Below are 18136 nucleotides of genomic sequence, written 5' to 3'. Positions count from 1 at the left end.
CCGCAGTGGCGGGCCCGGAGGATTCCGGTGCCCGCCTCTCGCGTTTCAGCGGTAGACGGCCCTCACATCGGGCTGAAGGCGATCCTTGGGCGCAGGCTCGCTACCATGGGGTCTCCGGAGCCTGACCGGGGGACCCGGATCGCGCACGAGGAGTCCTCTTGCCAGACGAGGCCCAACACCTGACCGCCGCAAAGCCCGACTCCGCCTCGGGTCCCGCGGCCAAGCCCGCGCCGACCGACGCGGCCCAGGCGAAGAACGACCCCCGCGGGCCGGTCGAGCACGCCCAGTCGGCGCCCGTCGACAAGTCGGCCGAGCAGGCGCGTCCCAAGCCCGTCCCGCCCACCCCCGACGCCGCGCGAGCGGCGGGCACCCCGGCGCCCCAGCAGGCCACGAACTCGCCCGCGATCCGCCCCACCGCGGGCCAGCCCGCCCGCACCGGCTCCTCCAACCGCGTACGGGCCCGCCTCGCCCGGCTGGGCGTACAGCGCTCCAACCCGTACAACCCGGTCCTCGAACCGCTGCTGCGGATAGTGCGCAGCAACGACCCCAAGATCGAGACGGCGACGCTGCGCCAGATCGAGAAGGCCTACCAGGTCGCCGAGCGCTGGCACCGCGGCCAGAAGCGCAAGAGCGGCGACCCGTACATCACGCACCCGCTCGCGGTGACCACGATCCTCGCCGAGCTGGGCATGGACCCCGCCACCCTCATGGCCGGGCTCCTGCACGACACCGTCGAGGACACCGAGTACGGCCTCGACCAGCTCCGCCGTGACTTCGGCGACTCCGTCGCCCTCCTCGTCGACGGCGTCACCAAGCTGGACAAGGTCAAGTTCGGCGAGGCCGCGCAGGCCGAGACCGTGCGCAAGATGGTCGTCGCCATGGCCAAGGACCCGCGTGTCCTGGTCATCAAGCTCGCCGACCGCCTGCACAACATGCGCACCATGCGCTACCTCAAGCGCGAGAAGCAGGAGAAGAAGGCGCGCGAGACCCTGGAGATCTACGCGCCGCTCGCCCACCGGCTGGGCATGAACACCATCAAGTGGGAGCTGGAGGACCTCGCCTTCGCGATCCTCTACCCCAAGATGTACGACGAGATCGTCCGCCTGGTCGCCGAGCGCGCCCCCAAGCGCGACGAGTACCTCGCCATAGTGACCGACGAGGTCCAGTCCGACCTGCGAGCCGCCCGTATCAAGGCGACCGTCACCGGCCGCCCGAAGCACTACTACAGCGTCTACCAGAAGATGATCGTCCGCGGCCGTGACTTCGCGGAGATCTACGACCTGGTGGGTATCCGTGTCCTGGTCGACACGGTCCGCGACTGCTACGCGGCCCTCGGCACGGTCCACGCGCGATGGAACCCGGTCCCCGGCCGGTTCAAGGACTACATCGCGATGCCCAAGTTCAACATGTACCAGTCGCTGCACACGACGGTCATCGGGCCCAACGGCAAGCCGGTCGAACTCCAGATCCGTACGTTCGACATGCACCGCCGCGCCGAGTACGGCATCGCCGCGCACTGGAAGTACAAGCAGGAGGCCGTCGCCGGCGCCTCCAAGGTGCGCTCCGACCAGCCGAGGACCACCGGCAAGGACGACCACCTCAACGACATGGCGTGGCTGCGCCAGCTCCTCGACTGGCAGAAGGAGACCGAGGACCCCGGCGAGTTCCTGGAGTCCCTGCGCTTCGACCTGTCGCGCAACGAGGTCTTCGTCTTCACGCCGAAGGGCGACGTGATAGCGCTGCCGGCCGGCGCCACACCCGTGGACTTCTCGTACGCGGTGCACACCGAGGTGGGCCACCGCACCATAGGCGCCCGCGTCAACGGCCGCCTGGTGCCGCTGGAGTCCACCCTGGACAACGGCGACCTGGTGGAGGTCTTCACGTCCAAGGCGGCCGGTGCCGGGCCGTCCCGGGACTGGCTGAACTTCGTGAAGTCGCCGCGCGCCCGCAACAAGATCAGGGCGTGGTTCTCCAAGGAGCGCCGCGACGAGGCGATCGAGCAGGGCAAGGACGCCATCGTCCGCGCCATGCGCAAACAGAACCTGCCGATCCAGCGCATCCTGACCGGCGACTCCCTCGTGACGCTCGCCCACGAGATGCGCTACCCGGACATCTCCGCGCTGTACGCGGCGATCGGCGAGGGCCACGTCTCCGCACAGAACGTCGTGCAGAAGCTCGTCCAGGCGCTCGGCGGCGAGGAGGCGGCCACCGAGGAGATCGACGAGTCGGTCCCGCCGTCCCGCGGTCGCGGCCGCAAGCGCCGTACCAGCACCGACCCGGGTGTCGTGGTCAAGGGCGTCGACGACGTGTGGGTCAAGCTCGCCCGCTGCTGTACGCCCGTCCCCGGCGACCCGATCATAGGGTTCGTCACGCGCGGTAGTGGCGTATCGGTTCACCGCAGCGACTGCGTGAACGTGGACTCACTGTCCCGCGAGCCCGAGCGCATCCTCGAGGTCGAGTGGGCGCCCACCCAGTCCTCGGTCTTCCTGGTCGCCATCCAGGTCGAGGCGCTGGACCGCTCCCGGCTCCTGTCGGACGTCACACGCGTCCTGTCCGACCAGCACGTCAACATCCTGTCCGCGGCCGTCCAGACCTCCCGCGACCGCGTGGCGACCTCCCGCTTCACCTTCGAGATGGGCGACCCGAAGCACCTCGGGCACGTCCTGAAGGCGGTCAGGGGAGTCGAGGGCGTGTACGACGTGTACCGGGTGACGTCGGCGCGCAGCAGGTAAGCACCGGCACCGCACACGAAGCAGCGGGTAAGCACCGACACCGCACACGAGGAGGGGCTCTCGAACCGGCAAGGTTCGGGAGCCCCTCCTCGTACGTGCGTGGCGAGCGTCAGCCGCCGAACTCCTGCAGACCCTTCAGCGCCTGGTCCAGCAGGGCCTGGCGACCCTCCAGCTCCCTGGCGAGCTTGTCGGCCCTGGCGTTGTTGCCCTGGGTCCGCGCCTGCTCGATCTGGTTCTGCAGCTTGTCGACCGCCGCCTGGAGCTGGCCGGTCAGACCCTCGGCACGCGCGCGTGCCTCCGGGTTCGACCGGCGCCACTCGGTCTCCTCGGCCTCCTGGAGGGCCCGCTCGACCGCGTGCATCCGGCCCTCGACCTTCGGCCGCGCGTCGCGCGGCACATGGCCGATGGCCTCCCAGCGCTCGTTGAGCGAGCGGAACGCGGCGCGCGCGCTCTTGAGGTCACCGATCGGCAGGAGCTTCTCGGCCTCCTCGGCCAGCTCCTCCTTCAGCTTCAGGTTCTCGGACTGTTCGGCGTCCCGCTCGGCGAAGACCGAGCTGCGGGCGGCGAAGAAGACGTCCTGGGCGCCGCGGAAGCGGTTCCACAGGTCGTCCTCGTGCTCGCGCTGGGCGCGGCCCGCGGCCTTCCACTCGGCCATCAGCTCGCGGTAGCGCGCGGCCGTCGGACCCCAGTCCGTCGAACCGGACAGCGCCTCGGCCTCGCCGACCAGGCGCTCCTTCGTCTTGCGGGCCTCCTCGCGCTGCGCGTCCAGCGACGCGAAGTGCGCCTTGCGCCGCTTGGAGAACGCCGAGCGGGCGTGCGAGAAGCGGTGCCACAGCTCGTCGTCCGACTTGCGGTCCAGGCGCGGCAGGCCCTTCCAGGTGTCCACCAGGGCGCGCAGCCGCTCACCGGCCGCCCGCCACTGGTCCGACTGCGCCAGCTCCTCCGCCTCGGTGACCAGCGCCTCCTTGGCGTGACGCGCCTCGTCGGACTGCTTCGCGCGCTGCTGCTTGCGCTCCTCGCGACGCTTCTCGACGGTCTCCACGAGCTTGTCCAGCCGGACCCGCAGGGCGTCCAGGTCGCCGACCGCGTGGTGCGCGTCGACCTGCTCGCGGATGTGGTCGATCGCGGCCTGCGCGTCCTTCGCCGACAGGTCGGTGGTCTTGACTCGCTTTTCGAGGAGGCCGATCTCGACCACCAGGCCCTCGTACTTGCGCTCGAAGTAGGCCAGTGCCTCGTCAGGGGAGCCGGCCTGCCAGGAACCGACGACCTGCTCGCCGTCGGCCGTACGCACGTACACGGTCCCCGTCTCGTCGACGCGGCCCCACGGGTCGCTGCTCACAGCGCCTCCTCCAAATGATGCCTGCGAGGGCCTCAGCGCCCCCGAGCATCGTCCACAGTTTCGTCACGGCCAACATAGGCGACCGGCGGGTTGCCTGTCCGCATCCCGCGCGACCGAAATTTCGCAGTTGGCAGTCAGGATTTGGTGACGGTTGCCTTGTTGATGACGACCGTTGCGTTGGGCGCTCCGTCGCCCGCTCCGGTGCTCTCACCGGCGGCCGCGATCTTCTTCAGGACCTTCATGCCGCCCTCTGAAATCGTGCCGAACGGCGTGTAGCTGGGCGGCAACTGGCTGTCCTGGTAGACGAGGAAGAACTGGCTGCCGCCGGTGTGCGCCTGGCCGGTGTTCGCCATCGCGACCGTGCCCGCCGGGTAGATGTTGGACTTCAGGCTTTTGTCCTTCAGGTTCTCGTCCGGGATCGTGTAGCCGGGGCCGCCGCTGCCGGAGCCGGTCGGGTCGCCGCACTGCAGCACGTAGATGCCGTTGGTGGTGAGCCGGTGGCACTTGGTGTGGTCGAAGTAGCCCTTGCCGGCGAGGAAGCTGAACGAGTTCACGGTGTGCGGCGCGGCCGACGTCTTCATCGCGATGTCTATGTCACCGCACGTCGTCGCCAACGTCATCGTGTACTTCGCCGACTTGTCGATGGTGACCGCCGGCTCCTTCTTCCAGGTCGCCGTCTTGACCTTGCCCGCGGCGGCCTTCTCGCACGGGTCCGGCGCCTTGCTGGTCGCCGCCGCGCTCGGAGTCGACTCGGAGCTCGCGTTGGTCTTGTCGTCGTCCTTGAGGGCGCCGGTCGTGTACAGCGCGACGCTGCCGATCACGACCACGCCGAGCACCGACGCGATCACCGAGTTGCGCATGCGCGCCTTGCGTCGCGCGGCTGTGCGCCGCTGCTGCTGCCGCAAGAACTTCTCCCGGGCGAGCTGCCGCTTCCGCTGTTCCTGGGTGACCACCGGATTCTCTCCTCATGCGTCTCGTACCCCTGCTGGGACGCGTGCGTCTTGTGAGCCGACCGCCTGCGTGTGCCCCGTACCGTATATGGGTTCGCTGAGGAATCGGCAGCGCCGGTAGGCTCTGACCACAGGCGCAGCCATTCCGAAGCCCACCCGTATCGACACAAACGAAGGACGATCGTGCTCATTGCCGGGTTCCCCGCCGGGGCCTGGGGGACGAACTGTTATCTCGTCGCCCCCGCCGCCGGTGAGGAGTGCGTGATCATCGACCCCGGCCACCAGGCCGCCCAGGGAGTCGAGGAGACGCTGAAGAAGCATCGGCTCAAGCCCGTCGCCGTCGTCCTCACGCACGGCCACATCGACCACGTGGCCTCGGTCGTCCCGGTGTGCGGCGCGCACGGCGTACCGGCGTGGATCCACCCCGAGGACCGGTACATGATGACCGACCCGTCGATGGGGCTCGGCCGATCCATCGGGACGCAGCTGATGGGCGAGCTGACCGTGGGGGAGCCGGACGACGTCAAGGAGCTGACCGACGGCGCGAAGCTGGAGCTCGCGGGCCTCGAGCTGTCCGTCGCGCACGCGCCCGGCCATACCAAGGGGTCGGTGACCTTCGGGATGCCCGAGGCCGCGGACATCCCGCCGGTCTTCTTCTCGGGCGACCTGCTGTTCGCCGGCTCCATCGGACGCACCGACCTGCCCGGCGGTGACATGGACGAGATGCTCGACTCGCTGGCCCGCGTGTGCCTGCCGCTCGAGGACTCGACCGTGGTGCTGTCCGGTCATGGCCCCCAGACGACCATCGGCCAGGAGCGCGCCACCAACCCGTATCTGCGGCAGGTGGCGACCGGCGGCCAGGGAGCGGGTACGCACGCCCCTCCCCGACGAGGAATGTGACGAGAGACCTTCCGTGAGCACCTTTCAGGCCCCCAAGGGCACGTACGACCTGATTCCGCCGCGTTCCGCGAAGTTCCTCGCGGTGCGCGAGGCGATCGCCGCCCCGCTGCGCAACTCCGGCTACGGCTACGTCGAGACGCCCGGCTTCGAGGACGTCAACCTGTTCGCGCGCGGTGTGGGTGAGTCCACCGACATCGTCAGCAAGGAGATGTACGCCTTCGAGACCAAGGGAGGCGACCAGCTGGCCCTGCGCCCGGAGGGCACGGCGTCCGTGCTGCGCGCCGCCCTGGAGGCGAACCTGCACAAGCAGGGCAACCTGCCGGTCAAGCTCTGGTACTCGGGCTCGTACTACCGGTACGAGAAGCCGCAGGCGGGCCGGTACCGGCACTTCTCCCAGGTCGGCGCCGAGGCGATCGGCGCCGAGGACCCGGCGCTGGACGCCGAGCTGATCATCCTTGCCGACCAGGCGTACCGCTCGCTGGGCCTGCGCGACTTCCGCATCCTCCTGAACAGCCTGGGCGACAAGGAGTGCCGTCCGGTGTACCGGGCCGCCCTGCAGGACTTTCTGCGCGGCCTTGACCTGGACGAGGACACCCTGCGCCGCGCCGAGATCAACCCCCTGCGGGTGCTCGACGACAAGCGCCAGGACGTCCAGAAGCAGCTCACCGACGCCCCGCTCCTGCGCGACTACCTCTGCGACGCCTGCAAGGCGTACCACGAGGAGGTGCGCGAGCTGATCACGGCCGCGGGCGTCTCCTTCGAGGACGACCCGAGGCTGGTGCGCGGCCTGGACTACTACACGCGTACGACCTTCGAGTTCGTCCACGACGGTCTCGGTTCCCAGTCCGCGGTGGGCGGCGGCGGCCGCTACGACGGCCTGTCCGAGATGATCGGCGGTCCCGCGCTGCCGTCCGTCGGCTGGGCGCTGGGTGTGGACCGCACGGTCCTGGCCCTGGAGGCGGAGGGCGTCGCGCTCGAACTGCCGTCCCTCACCAGCGTGTTCGCGGTACCGCTCGGCGAGGAGGCCCGCCGGGTGCTGTTCGCCAAGGTGACCGAGCTGCGCAAGGTGGGTATCGCGGCGGACTTCTCCTACGGCCCCAAGGGGCTGAAGGGCGCCATGAAGAACGCCAATCGCAGCGGGGCCCGCTACACGATCGTCGCCGGTGAGCGCGACCTCGCCGAGGGTGTCGTCCAGCTCAAGGACATGGAGTCCGGGGAGCAGACGGCGGTGGGGGTCAACGAGATCGTGGCGGAACTGGAGTCGAGGCTGGGCTGAGGGGGGTGACGGGGGTGCGCGCGGGGTTGTTTCTTCGCCCCCGCCGCCCCTTCCCGTTTCCGACCTTGAGGGCTCCGCCCCCAAACCCCCGCTCCTCAAACGCCGGAGGGGCTGAAATCAGCCCGTCCGGCGTTTGAGGACGAGGCCCCTTCAGGGCCGAAGCGGGGGTCTGGGGGCAGTAGCCCCCAGGGAAGGGGCGGCGGGGGCGGGCTCCCTCAGTCGAGCAGTCCGTGCCGCATCGCGCTCGTCACCGCCGCCGTGCGGTCGTCCACGCCCAACTTGCCGAAGGCCCGCAGAAGATGGGTTTTCACGGTCGACTCCCCGATGAACAACAGGCGCCCGATCTCCGCGTTCGTGCACCCCTCCGCCACCAGCCGCAGCACCGCCGTCTCCCGCTCCGACAGCCGGGGCCGCTCCGGGCGGGTGCGGAGTCGGTCGACCAGGCGGGCGGCGACGGAGGGGGCCAGCACCGTCTCGCCGCGAGCTGCCGCCCGCACCGCCTCCGCCAGTTCTCCCCGCGGCAGATCCTTCAGCAGATAACCCGCCGCCCCCGCCTCCACCGCCCGTAGGATGTCCCGGTCGGTCTCGTAGGTCGTCAGGACGATCACCCGGCACGGCAGCCCGGCCTCGCTCATCCGCGCGATGGAGTCCACGCCCCCGCCGCCCGGCATCCGGAGGTCCATCAGCACGATGTCGGGCCGGAGTGCCGCCGCCAGCGCCTCCGCCTGCGGCCCGCTGGACGCGTCGGCGACCACCTCCAGGTCCGGTTCCGCGCTCAGCATCGCCCGCAGTCCCTCCCGTACGACGGGATGGTCGTCGGCCAGGATGATCCGGATCACGGTGAACTCCTCGGGGGCGGTACGGGCAGGCGGACGGTCACCGTCGTGCCGTCGCCGGGGGCACTGCGCACCTGGGCCGTCCCGCCCGCCTCGACGACCCGGGCCCGCAACCCCGCCAGACCGTAGCCCCCGGCACCGGTGCCGGCGGTGGACGGGTCGAAGCCGCGGCCGTCGTCGCGTATGGACACGGTGAGCGAGTCGTCGGTGTACCCGACGGTGATGCCGACCGTCGAACTCCCGGCGTGTTTACGGGTGTTGGCCAGCGCCTCCTGACAGGCGCGCAGCGCGACCACCTCGGGACCGGCGGGCAGGGGTCGTACCGGTCCGGTCATCTCCAGCGTGGCCTCGTGGCGGGCGGCCAGTCTGCGCAGCGCGTCCGGCAGGGAGGCGCCGGCCAGGTCCGCGGGAGCGCCTCCGGTGACCAGGGCGCGGGCCTCGGCGAGGTTGAGCCGGGCCGTCTCGTCCATCAGCGCGAGATGCCGGCGGGCCTGGGACACGTCGTGGTCGAGCTCCGCCTCGACGGCCTGCACCAGCATCAGCAGGCTGGTGAAGCCCTGCGCGAGCGTGTCGTGGATCTCCCGGGCCATCCGCTCCCGCTCGGCCAGGGCGCCGTGGGCGGCCGACAGCCGGGAGACCTCGTGGCGGCTCGCGTCGAGTTCGGCGATCAGCTCGGCCCGCTCCTGGCTCTGCTCGATGATCCGGATGACCCAGGTGCCCACGGCCACCGAGAAGACGAGGGTCACCACGGCGAACAGCCCGTTGAAGAAGACGTCCTGGTCGCTCGGCCACCACAGCAGGGCCCAGCCGACCACGGGTGCGAGATTGATGACGGCCACCGCCGTCAGTGCCCGCCGGATCCGCAGCGACATGAAGCACTGGGGAACCAGCGCGAAGGTCATCAGCCGTGTCTCGCCCACGAGGATCGCCGACGGCAGGAACAGCGCCATCGCCGCGACCAGGTAGCCGAGGGCCTGTCGTTCCTCGGGCGGATCACCCCGCAGGATGGGCCGCCCCACGCACACGAACAGGGGGATCAGGGGCACGAGCAGCGCCGCCGCGGTGAGCCGGACCGGCCACCCCGGGTTCGCCGTGCCGAGCACGAACACCAGGGTGGCCAGCCAGATGAGCGCGAAGTAGGTGTCCCAGATCCGGAACGACCGCGCCCAGGTGTAGGCGCTGACGACGTCGTCCGGGTCGGTCACCCGTCGCGCCGGTTCTTCCACCGGAAGGTCAGCAGACACAGCAGCAATCCTCCGACGCACCACGCCCCCAGCACCAGGGCGATCCGCCCGAACTCCCAGTCGCCGGCCTGCTCCAGAACCTGCGCCGACTCCGGCAGGAACACTCCGCGCAGCCCCTGGCACATCCACTTCAGCGGGAACAGCGCGCCGATGTTCAGCATCCAGCCCGGGATGGTGTCGATCGCGATGTACACGCCGGAGATGAACTGCAGGACCAGGAACGGGAGTACGACCACGGAGGTCGCGCTCTTGCCGGTCTTCGGGACCGAGCTGACCGCGATCCCGAGCAGCGAGCACGCGGTCAGACCGAGGACGAAGATCCAGGCGAAGTGGAACCAACGCCCCGCGTCCGAGGGCAGATCGATGTCGTAGAAGGCCGTGCCGACGAGCAGCAGGATCGCGGTCTCCAGCAGGCCGGTGACCAGAACCAGCCAGATCTTGCCGAGGAAGTACGCCGCCGGAGGCATCGGCGTGCCGCGCAGCCGCCGCAGCACCTTCTCGTCCCGCTCGATGGCGATCGAGACGCCGAGGGACTGGAAACTCGTCGACATGATGCCGGCGGCCATCATCGCCGGGACGTACAGCTGCGAGGCGTTGATGCCCGCGCCCCGCACGTCGTCGCGGAAGATCGACGCGAACAGGAACAGGAACACCACCGGGAAGGCGAAGGTGAACACCACATGGTCGCGCTGCCGGAAGAACTGCCGCAGTTCCAGGGCGCCGCGCCCAAGACCGATGCCCCAGACGCCGGGCAGCCGTTCGGCGAGCGCCTGAGTCCGTGGCCGTACGGCGGTCGTGGTCATCGCGCGTCCTCCTGTCCGGTCAGCCGGAGATAGACGTCCTCCAGCGTGGGGCGGCTCACCCGCAGCCCGGGGATCTCGCCGTCGAAGCGGCTCATGAGCGCGCCGACCGTCCTGGTCGGCGTGTCCGTGTGTTCCGCGCGCGGGGTGCCGTCCGGGTCGGTCCACGCGACGGTGGCGCCCGTGCCGTACCGCTCCCGCAGGCCCGCCGGGTCGCCCTCGGCGACGACCCGCCCCTGGGCGACGACGGCCAGCCGGTCCGCGAGGGCCTCCGCCTCCTCCAGGTAGTGCGTGGTCAGCACGATGGTCGTGCCCTCGGCGGACAGCTTGCGGATCAGGTCCCAGAACTGGCGCCGCGCCGCCGGGTCGAATCCCGTCGTCGGCTCGTCCAGGAGGAGCAGTTCGGGGCCGCCGATCACGCCGAGCGCGACGTCCAGCCGTCGGCGCTGCCCGCCCGAGAGGGCCTTGATCCGGTTGCCCGCCTTGGCCTGCAGACCGACCAGGCCGATGACCTCCTCCGGGTCTCTGGGCCTTGGGTAGTAGCGGGCGAAGTGCCGCACGGTCTCGCGGACGGTCAACTCCGCGGGTGCGGATTCGTCCTGCCAGACGATTCCCACCCGTGAGCGCCACGCGCGCGTGCCGTGCGCCGGATCCGCACCCAGTACGGACACCTCGCCCGCGTCCCGGGTGCGGTTGCCCTGGAGGATCTCCACCGTCGTGCTCTTGCCGGCCCCGTTGGGTCCCAGCAGGCCGAAGACCTCTCCCCGGCGGATACCGAGATCGATACCGTCGACCGCGGTCACGTCGCCGTACTGCTTGCGCAGCCCCCGTACGTCCACCGCGAGTTCGTTCGCGTGTGTTGTCATGCGTTCGAGCCTCGACCGGAACCGAACGCTCCGGGACGACCGTGCGTACTTCCTTATGTCCACCGAACGGTGGACACGCGCCCGCGTACGGCACAATGAGCGTGTCCGCGGAAGGTCAAACTCTCAGGTGATGGAATCGGCGTGATGGGCAAGACGACAGTCAAGGACGTCTCCACCGAACCGGGACCGGAGCGCGCCGAGGCCGCCCCGCGGTCGGTGGGCGGCAGCCGTGCGTTCGCGCTGCTGCTCGTGATCACCGGTGCGGCGGGACTGCTCGCGGCGTGGGTCATCACGATCGACAAGTTCAAGCTGCTCGAGGCCAAGGTCGCGGGCACGTCCTTCACGCCCGGCTGCAGCCTGAACCCCGTCGTCTCCTGCGGCAGCGTCATGGAGAGCGACCAGGCCTCGGCCTTCGGGTTCCCGAACCCGATGCTCGGCCTCGTCTGCTACGGCATCGTCATCGGCGTCGGCATGAGCCTGCTCGCCCGGGCCCGCTTCCCGCGCTGGTACTGGCTGACCTTCAACTTCGGCACGCTCTTCGGCGTGGGCTTCTGCACCTGGCTGCAGTTCCAGTCGCTGTACCGGATCAACGCGCTGTGCCTGTGGTGCTCCCTGGCCTGGGTCGCCACGATCCTCATGTTCTGGTACGTGACGTCGTTCAACGTCCGCAACGACTTCCTGCCCGCCCCGCGCTGGCTGAAGAACTTCTTCGGCGAGTTCACCTGGGTCATGCCGGTCCTGCACATCGGCATCATCGGCATGCTGATCCTGACCCGCTGGTGGGACTTCTGGACCAGCTGACCGCCCGGGCCGCGGGCCGCCCGACGGCCCGCGGTGGATTGTCAGTGGTGTGACATAGGGTTTTCATCGTGGAGCCCGACCTGTTCACCGCCGCAGCAGAAGAACGCCAGGAGAAGGACCCGTCCAGCAGCCCCCTGGCGGTCCGGATGCGCCCGCGCACCCTCGACGAGGTCGTGGGCCAGCGGCACCTCCTGAAGCCGGGCTCGCCCCTGCGCAGACTGGTCGGCGAGGGCGCGGGCGGCCCCGCCGGACCGTCCTCGGTGATCCTCTGGGGCCCGCCCGGCACCGGCAAGACGACCCTCGCCTACGTCGTCTCCAAGGCCACCAACAAGCGCTTCGTGGAGCTGTCGGCGATCACCGCGGGCGTCAAGGAAGTCCGCTCGGTCATCGACGGAGCCCGCCGCGCCACCGGTGGCTACGGCAAGGAGACCGTCCTCTTCCTCGACGAGATCCACCGCTTCAGCAAGGCCCAGCAGGACTCCCTGCTCCCGGCCGTCGAGAACCGCTGGGTCACCCTGATCGCGGCGACCACCGAGAACCCGTACTTCTCGATCATCTCCCCCCTGCTGTCCCGCTCCCTCCTCCTCACCCTCGAACCCCTCACCGACGACGACCTGCGTGACCTGGTCCGGCGTGCGGTGAGTGACGAACGCGGGCTCAAGGACGCCGTCACCCTCCCCGAGGACACCGAGAACCACCTGCTGCGCATCGCCGGCGGCGACGCCCGCCGCGCCCTGACCGCCCTGGAGGCCGCCGCCGGGGCCGCCCTCGACAAGGGCGAGACCGAGGTCGGCCTCCAGACGCTGGAGGAGACCGTCGACCGGGCCGCCGTGAAGTACGACCGGGACGGCGACCAGCACTACGACGTGGCCAGCGCCCTCATCAAGTCGATCCGTGGCTCGGACGTCGACGCGGCCCTGCACTACCTGGCCCGCATGATCGAGGCCGGCGAGGACCCCCGCTTCATCGCCCGCCGCCTGATGATCTCCGCCAGCGAGGACATCGGCCTCGCCGATCCGAACGCCCTGCCGATCGCCGTCGCCGCCGCCCAGGCGGTCGCCATGATCGGCTTCCCCGAGGCCGCCCTCACTCTCAGCCACGCCACCATCGCCCTCGCCCTGGCTCCCAAGTCCAACGCCGCGACCACGGCGATCGGCGCCGCCCTGGACGACGTACGCAAGGGACTGGCCGGAGCCGTGCCCCCGCATCTGCGCGACGGGCACTACAAGGGCGCCGCCAAGCTCGGCCACGCGCAGGGGTACGTGTATCCGCACGACCTGCCCGAGGGCATCGCCCCCCAGCAGTACGCCCCGGACGCGATCCAGGACCGCGAGTACTACACCCCCACCCGGCACGGCGCCGAGGCCCGGTACGCGGACGCGGTGGAGTGGACCCGGAAGCACCTCGGTCGCAAGCGGCCTTGAGCACCCTGTAGACTCGCCCGAAGTGCTGCGTCCCGTGGCCGGCCCAGGTCGGTTCACCAGAACGGGACATCCAGCCGGAGGCCTGGTCCGCCAGATCTCCAGGAGCGTCGCGCACCGTCGAACGGTGTCGCGGGCAGCCCACCACCACCCGGATTTCCGGGAGAGGCCGGTGGGCCACTCGCGTGCTGCACGTTGTGCCCAGACCAGGGAGCGGCTGCCCGGCAGGTCCCCAGTGGACCCGCGGGGTTTCCCCGGCTGCGGATGCGACCTCCCCTAACCCTGGTGAAGCCGTATTCGCATCAGAAACACGAGGTGTTTGGTTCATGCCGAACCAGTCCCGTCCCAAGGTCAAGAAGTCGCGTGCCCTCGGCATCGCGCTGACCCCGAAGGCCGTCAAGTACTTCGAGGCCCGCCCCTACCCGCCGGGTGAGCACGGTCGTGGCCGCAAGCAGAACTCGGACTACAAGGTCCGTCTGCTCGAGAAGCAGCGTCTGCGCGCGCAGTACGACGTGTCCGAGCGTCAGCTCGTCCGCGCCTACGAGCGTGCCGCCAAGACCCAGGGCAAGACCGGTGAGGCCCTGGTCATCGAGCTCGAGCGCCGTCTCGACGCGCTGGTCCTGCGTTCGGGCATCGCCCGCACGATCTACCAGGCCCGCCAGATGGTCGTCCACGGCCACATCGAGGTCAACGGCCAGAAGGTCGACAAGCCGTCCTTCCGTGTCAAGCCCGACGACGTCGTGATGGTCCGCGAGCGCAGCCGCGAGAAGACCCTGTTCTCGATCGCCCGTGAGGGTGGCTTCGCCCCCGACGGCGAGACCCCGCGCTACCTCCAGGTGAACCTCCGCGCCCTGGCCTTCCGCCTGGACCGCGAGCCGAACCGCAAGGAGATCCCGGTGATCTGCGACGAGCAACTCGTCGTCGAGTACTACGCCCGCTGATCACCAGCAGGCCGTAGCACCACCTCTCAGCCCGCCGTCTCCCCGCCCTTCCGGGTGGGTGAGGCGGCGGGTTCGTGCGTGTCCGGGGCCGGGGCAACGTCCCTCGGGCGATCGCCTCGCACAGCTCGTGCGGCCCGTTGGAGTACGCCGAACCGGACAGCGGCAGGCCCACCGACGGCCCCATCGCGGCGGCGGGGCCGTACAGCAGTGTCGGCACACGCGTCCCGGGTGGCAACTCCTGTTGTTCGTCGAGGAGTTCGAGCACCTGGGGCGGGATCTCGCGCGGCAGCCGAGCGGTGTGATCCGTCAGTCGGAGCGCGCCGCCACGACCGCGCGGTCGACGAACTCCGGAGCACGCACCGCCACCGGCTCGACACGCCACACACCGTCACCCATCGCTTCGCGCAACGCGGCCGCGCGCGGGCCCTAATCCGGTTCGGAGTCAGGACCCCGGCGCGATAGGCTCGGCGTACGACTTTTTCGATACGCAGGCACGTTTCAGGGAGCGGGTGCACACAGTGTCCGGTGGAGAGGTGGCCGGGATCCTGGTGGCCGTTTTCTGGGCGATTCTGGTCTCCTTCCTCGCCGTCGCGCTGGCGAGGCTGGCCCAGACGCTCAGGGCGACCACCAAGCTCGTGGCGGACGTGACCGACCAGGCCGTCCCGCTGCTGGCCGACGCCTCCTCGGCGGTGCGCTCCGCGCAGACCCAGATCGACCGGGTGGACGCGATCGCGTCCGACGTCCAGGAGGTCACGTCGAACGCCTCCGCGCTGTCGACGACCGTCGCCTCCACCTTCGGCGGCCCCCTCGTGAAGGTCGCCGCCTTCGGCTACGGCGTGCGCCGGGCCCTCGGCGGCCGCAAGGAAGACGTGCCCGCCAAGGCACCCCGGCCTGCCGTGATCGTGGGCCGCACGGTCTCTCGGCGGGACAGGCGAGACCTCCGCAAAAAGAAGGACTGAGAGCCAGCGATGTTCCGCCGCACCTTCTGGTTCACCTCGGGCGTCGCCGCCGGTGTGTGGGCCACCACCAAGGTCAATCGCAAGCTGAAGCAGCTGACCCCCGAGAACCTCGCCGTGACCGCGGCGAACAAGGCGCTCGACGCAGGTCACCGCATCAAGGACCGCGCGGTGGGCTTCGCGCTGGACGTCCGCGACAACATGGCCCAGCGGGAGGAGGAACTCGGTGACGCGCTCGGGCTGAACGCCTCCGTCGACGCCGAACTCCCCGCGCCCCGGCGGTACACCGCCATCGAGAACCGCAACAACCCGAAGTCCGTCGGCAGTGACAGGACGACGTACTCGTACAACCGGAATGAGGACCACTGATGGAGTCGGCCGAGATTCGCCGCCGCTGGCTGAGCTTCTACGAGGAGCGCGGGCACACCGTCGTCCCTTCGGCGTCGCTCATCGCGGACGACCCGACTCTGCTCCTGGTCCCCGCCGGCATGGTGCCCTTCAAGCCGTACTTCCTCGGTGAGGTCAAGCCGCCGTGGTCGCGCGCCACCAGCGTGCAGAAGTGCGTGCGCACGCCCGACATCGAAGAGGTCGGCAAGACCACGCGGCACGGCACCTTCTTCCAGATGTGCGGCAACTTCTCCTTCGGCGACTACTTCAAGGAAGGCGCCATCAAGTACGCCTGGGAGCTGCTCACCACGCCCCAGGACAAGGGTGGTTACGGCCTGGAGCCGGAGAAGCTCTGGATCACCGTCTACAAGGACGACGACGAGGCCGAGCGCATCTGGCACGAGACCATCGGCGTGCCCAAGGAGCGCATCCAGCGCCTCGGCATGAAGGACAACTACTGGTCCATGGGCGTTCCCGGCCCGTGCGGCCCCTGTTCCGAGATCAACTACGACCGCGGCCCCGACTTCGGCGTCGAGGGCGGCCCCGCCGTCAACGACGAGCGGTACGTGGAGATCTGGAACCTCGTCTTCATGCAGTACGAGCGCGGCGAGGGCATCGGCAAGGACAACTTCGAGATCCTCGGAGACCTGCCGAGCAAGAACATCGACACGGGCCTCGGCATGGAGCGGCTCGCCATGATTCTGCAGGGCGTGCAGAACATGTACGAGATCGACACCTCCATGGCCGTCATCAAGAAGGCCACCGAGCTGACCGGTGTCGAGTACGGCGACTCGCACGACTCGGACGTCTCCCTGCGCGTGGTCACCGACCACATGCGCACGTCCGTGATGCTCATCGGCGACGGCGTGACCCCCGGCAACGAGGGCCGCGGCTACGTCCTGCGCCGCATCATGCGCCGCGCCATCCGCAACATGCGACTGCTCGGTGCCACCGGCCTGGTCGTCAAGGACCTGATCGACACGGTCATCGAGATGATGGGCCAGCAGTACCCGGAACTGGTCACCGACCGCGAGCGGATCGAGAAGGTCGCCCTCGCCGAGGAGAACGCCTTCGTCAAGACGCTGAAGGCCGGAACCAACATCCTCGACACCGCCGTCAGCGAGACCAAGGCCGGCGGCGGCAAGGTCCTCGCCGGCGACAAGGCCTTCCTGCTGCACGACACCTGGGGCTTCCCGATCGACCTCACCCTGGAGATGGCCGCCGAGCAGGGCCTGTCCGTGGACGAGGACGGCTTCCGCCGCCTGATGAAGGAGCAGCGGGAGCGCGCCAAGGCCGACGCCCAGGCCAAGAAGACCGGCCATGCCGGCGTCGGCGCCTACCGCGAGATCGCCGACAAGGCCGGCGAGACCGACTTCATCGGCTACTCGGACACCGAGGGCGAGTCCACCATCGTCGGCATCCTCGTCGACGGCGCCTCCTCCCCGGCCGCCACCGAGGGCGACGAGGTCGAGATCGTCCTGGACCGCACCCCCTTCTACGCCGAGGGCGGCGGCCAGATCGGCGACACCGGCCGCATCAAGGTGGACACCGGTGCCGTCATCGAGATCCGCGACTGCCAGAAGCCGGTCCCGGGCGTGTACGTCCACAAGGGCGTCGTCCAGGTCGGCGAGGTCACCGTCGGTTCCAAGGCCCACGCCTCGATCGACAACCGCCGCCGCACGGCCATCGCCCGCGCCCACTCGGCCACCCACCTCACCCACCAGGCCCTGCGCGACGCCCTCGGCCCGACGGCCGCCCAGGCCGGTTCCGAGAACCAGCCCGGCCGCTTCCGCTTCGACTTCGGCTCGCCGTCCGCCGTTCCGACGGCCGTGATGACCGACGTCGAGCAGAAGATCAACGAGGTGCTGGCCCGCGACCTGGACGTCCGTGCCGACGTCATGGGCATCGACGAGGCCAAGAAGCAGGGCGCCATCGCCGAGTTCGGTGAGAAGTACGGCGAGCGGGTCCGCGTGGTCACCATCGGCGACTTCTCCAAGGAGCTGTGCGGCGGCACGCACGTGCACAACACCGCCCAGCTGGGTCTGGTGAAGCTGCTCGGCGAGTCGTCGATCGGCTCGGGTGTGCGCCGGATCGAGGCCCTGGTCGGTGTCGACGCCTACAACTTCCTCGCCCGGGAGCACACGGTGGTCGCCCAGCTCCAGGAGCTGATCAAGGGCCGCCCGGAGGAACTGCCGGAGAAGGTCTCCGCCATGCTCGGCAAGCTGAAGGACGCCGAGAAGGAGATCGAGAAGTTCCGTGCCGAGAAGGTGCTCCAGGCCGCCGCCGGTCTCGCCGAGTCCGCCAAGGACGTCCATGGTGTCGCCGTGGTCACCGGCCGGGTTCCGGACGGTACGACCCCCGACGACCTGCGCAGGCTGGTCCTCGACGTGCGCGGCCGCATCCAGGGCGGCCGGGCCGCCGTGGTCGCCGTGTTCGCGGTCAACAACGGCAAGCCGCTGACGGTCATCGCCACCAACGAAGCCGCCCGCGAGCGCGGCCTCAAGGCTGGTGACCTGGTCCGTACGGCCGCCAAGACCCTCGGCGGCGGCGGTGGCGGCAAGCCGGACGTCGCCCAGGGCGGTGGCCAGAACCCGGCCGCCATCGGCGAGGCCGTCGACGCCGTCGAGCGGCTCGTGGCGGAAACGGCCAAGTGAACGCCGAAGACCGGACGAGTGGCGACGGCCGCG

15 protein-coding genes are annotated in these 18136 nt (G+C 69.9%); 9 read left to right on the top strand and 6 right to left on the bottom strand.

The window, feature by feature from the left end:
* Positions 1-158 precede the first annotated feature (158 nt).
* On the top strand, positions 159-2732 hold the full coding sequence (locus ACWBNA_RS15480; RefSeq protein WP_482704909.1) for a RelA/SpoT family protein: 2574 nt from the start codon (positions 159-161) through the stop codon (positions 2730-2732).
* A gap of 109 nt (positions 2733-2841) precedes the next feature.
* Here ACWBNA_RS15480 and ACWBNA_RS15475 read toward each other — a convergent pair whose 3' ends face one another.
* Together ACWBNA_RS15475 and ACWBNA_RS15470 are read right to left on the bottom strand one after the other, a co-directional pair.
* On the bottom strand, positions 2842-4071 hold the full coding sequence (locus tag ACWBNA_RS15475) for a DUF349 domain-containing protein (RefSeq protein WP_482704908.1): 1230 nt from the start codon (positions 4069-4071) through the stop codon (positions 2842-2844).
* 134 nt (positions 4072-4205) lie between these two features.
* Positions 4206-5024 (bottom strand): peptidylprolyl isomerase, encoded by an 819-nt coding sequence (locus ACWBNA_RS15470; RefSeq protein ID WP_482704907.1) that lies wholly within the window; start codon positions 5022-5024, stop codon positions 4206-4208.
* 180 nt (positions 5025-5204) lie between these two features.
* On the opposite strand from ACWBNA_RS15470, the gene ACWBNA_RS15465 reads away from it, so the two are divergent.
* Complete coding sequence (locus ACWBNA_RS15465; RefSeq protein WP_482704906.1) at positions 5205-5921, top strand: MBL fold metallo-hydrolase; 717 nt, start codon at positions 5205-5207, stop codon at positions 5919-5921.
* 13 nt (positions 5922-5934) lie between these two features.
* Entirely contained in the window at positions 5935-7197 is a 1263-nt protein-coding gene (gene hisS / locus ACWBNA_RS15460) for a histidine--tRNA ligase (RefSeq protein WP_482704905.1), read from the top strand.
* A 215-nt stretch (positions 7198-7412) separates the two neighbouring features.
* Here the strand turns inward: hisS and ACWBNA_RS15455 are convergent, their stop codons facing one another.
* From ACWBNA_RS15455 to ACWBNA_RS15440, 4 genes are read right to left on the bottom strand one after another with little or no spacing between them, the layout of a single operon-like run.
* Positions 7413-8036: a response regulator gene (locus ACWBNA_RS15455; RefSeq protein ID WP_482704904.1), complete on the bottom strand. Its 624-nt coding sequence runs from the start codon at positions 8034-8036 to the stop codon at positions 7413-7415.
* Positions 8033-9277: a sensor histidine kinase gene (locus ACWBNA_RS15450; protein WP_482704903.1), complete on the bottom strand. Its 1245-nt coding sequence runs from the start codon at positions 9275-9277 to the stop codon at positions 8033-8035. The genes ACWBNA_RS15455 and ACWBNA_RS15450 overlap by 4 nt, the downstream gene beginning before the upstream one ends.
* On the bottom strand, positions 9235-10080 hold the full coding sequence (locus ACWBNA_RS15445) for an ABC transporter permease (RefSeq protein WP_482704902.1): 846 nt from the start codon (positions 10078-10080) through the stop codon (positions 9235-9237). The genes ACWBNA_RS15450 and ACWBNA_RS15445 overlap by 43 nt, the downstream gene beginning before the upstream one ends.
* The gene (locus ACWBNA_RS15440) at positions 10077-10943 is read right to left on the bottom strand and encodes an ABC transporter ATP-binding protein (RefSeq protein ID WP_482704901.1); all 867 of its coding nucleotides are present in this window, start codon (positions 10941-10943) and stop codon (positions 10077-10079) included. Before ACWBNA_RS15440 ends, ACWBNA_RS15445 begins: the two co-directional genes overlap by 4 nt.
* 144 nt (positions 10944-11087) lie before the next feature.
* On the opposite strand from ACWBNA_RS15440, the gene ACWBNA_RS15435 reads away from it, so the two are divergent.
* The 6 genes from ACWBNA_RS15435 to alaS all read left to right on the top strand — a co-directional run bounded on the left by ACWBNA_RS15435 (position 11088) and on the right by alaS (position 18103).
* Positions 11088-11744 carry a vitamin K epoxide reductase family protein gene (locus ACWBNA_RS15435; protein WP_482704900.1) on the top strand — a complete coding sequence of 219 codons (657 nt, stop codon included), beginning with the start codon at positions 11088-11090 and terminating at the stop codon, positions 11742-11744.
* A 68-nt stretch (positions 11745-11812) separates the two neighbouring features.
* Positions 11813-13168 carry a replication-associated recombination protein A gene (locus ACWBNA_RS15430; RefSeq protein WP_482704899.1) on the top strand — a complete coding sequence of 452 codons (1356 nt, stop codon included), beginning with the start codon at positions 11813-11815 and terminating at the stop codon, positions 13166-13168.
* Between the two features lie 323 nt (positions 13169-13491).
* A complete protein-coding gene (rpsD, locus tag ACWBNA_RS15425) occupies positions 13492-14106 on the top strand; it encodes a 30S ribosomal protein S4 (RefSeq protein ID WP_053748612.1) in 615 nt (204 codons plus the stop codon).
* Positions 14107-14615: 509 nt separating this feature from the next.
* Complete coding sequence (locus ACWBNA_RS15420) at positions 14616-15065, top strand: DUF948 domain-containing protein (protein WP_482704898.1); 450 nt, start codon at positions 14616-14618, stop codon at positions 15063-15065.
* A 9-nt stretch (positions 15066-15074) separates the two neighbouring features.
* Complete coding sequence (locus tag ACWBNA_RS15415; RefSeq protein ID WP_482704897.1) at positions 15075-15431, top strand: hypothetical protein; 357 nt, start codon at positions 15075-15077, stop codon at positions 15429-15431.
* Complete coding sequence (alaS, locus tag ACWBNA_RS15410; RefSeq protein ID WP_482704896.1) at positions 15431-18103, top strand: alanine--tRNA ligase; 2673 nt, start codon at positions 15431-15433, stop codon at positions 18101-18103. The genes ACWBNA_RS15415 and alaS overlap by 1 nt, the downstream gene beginning before the upstream one ends.
* The last annotated feature ends 33 nt before the right edge of the window (positions 18104-18136 follow it).

The organism is Streptomyces sp. Q2, from assembly GCF_056820935.1.
This window is presented reverse-complemented; position numbering and strand designations above follow the sequence as displayed.

Coding starts and splice junctions, on each gene's coding strand:
- alaS (WP_482704896.1), top strand. CDS start 15,431: ATGGAGTCGGCCGAGATTCGCCGCCGCTGGCTGAGCTTCTACGAGGAG.
- ACWBNA_RS15435 (WP_482704900.1), top strand. CDS start 11,088: ATGGGCAAGACGACAGTCAAGGACGTCTCCACCGAACCGGGACCGGAG.
- ACWBNA_RS15415 (WP_482704897.1), top strand. CDS start 15,075: ATGTTCCGCCGCACCTTCTGGTTCACCTCGGGCGTCGCCGCCGGTGTG.
- ACWBNA_RS15445 (WP_482704902.1), bottom strand. CDS start 10,080: ATGACCACGACCGCCGTACGGCCACGGACTCAGGCGCTCGCCGAACGG.
- rpsD (WP_053748612.1), top strand. CDS start 13,492: ATGCCGAACCAGTCCCGTCCCAAGGTCAAGAAGTCGCGTGCCCTCGGC.
- ACWBNA_RS15440 (WP_482704901.1), bottom strand. CDS start 10,943: ATGACAACACACGCGAACGAACTCGCGGTGGACGTACGGGGGCTGCGC.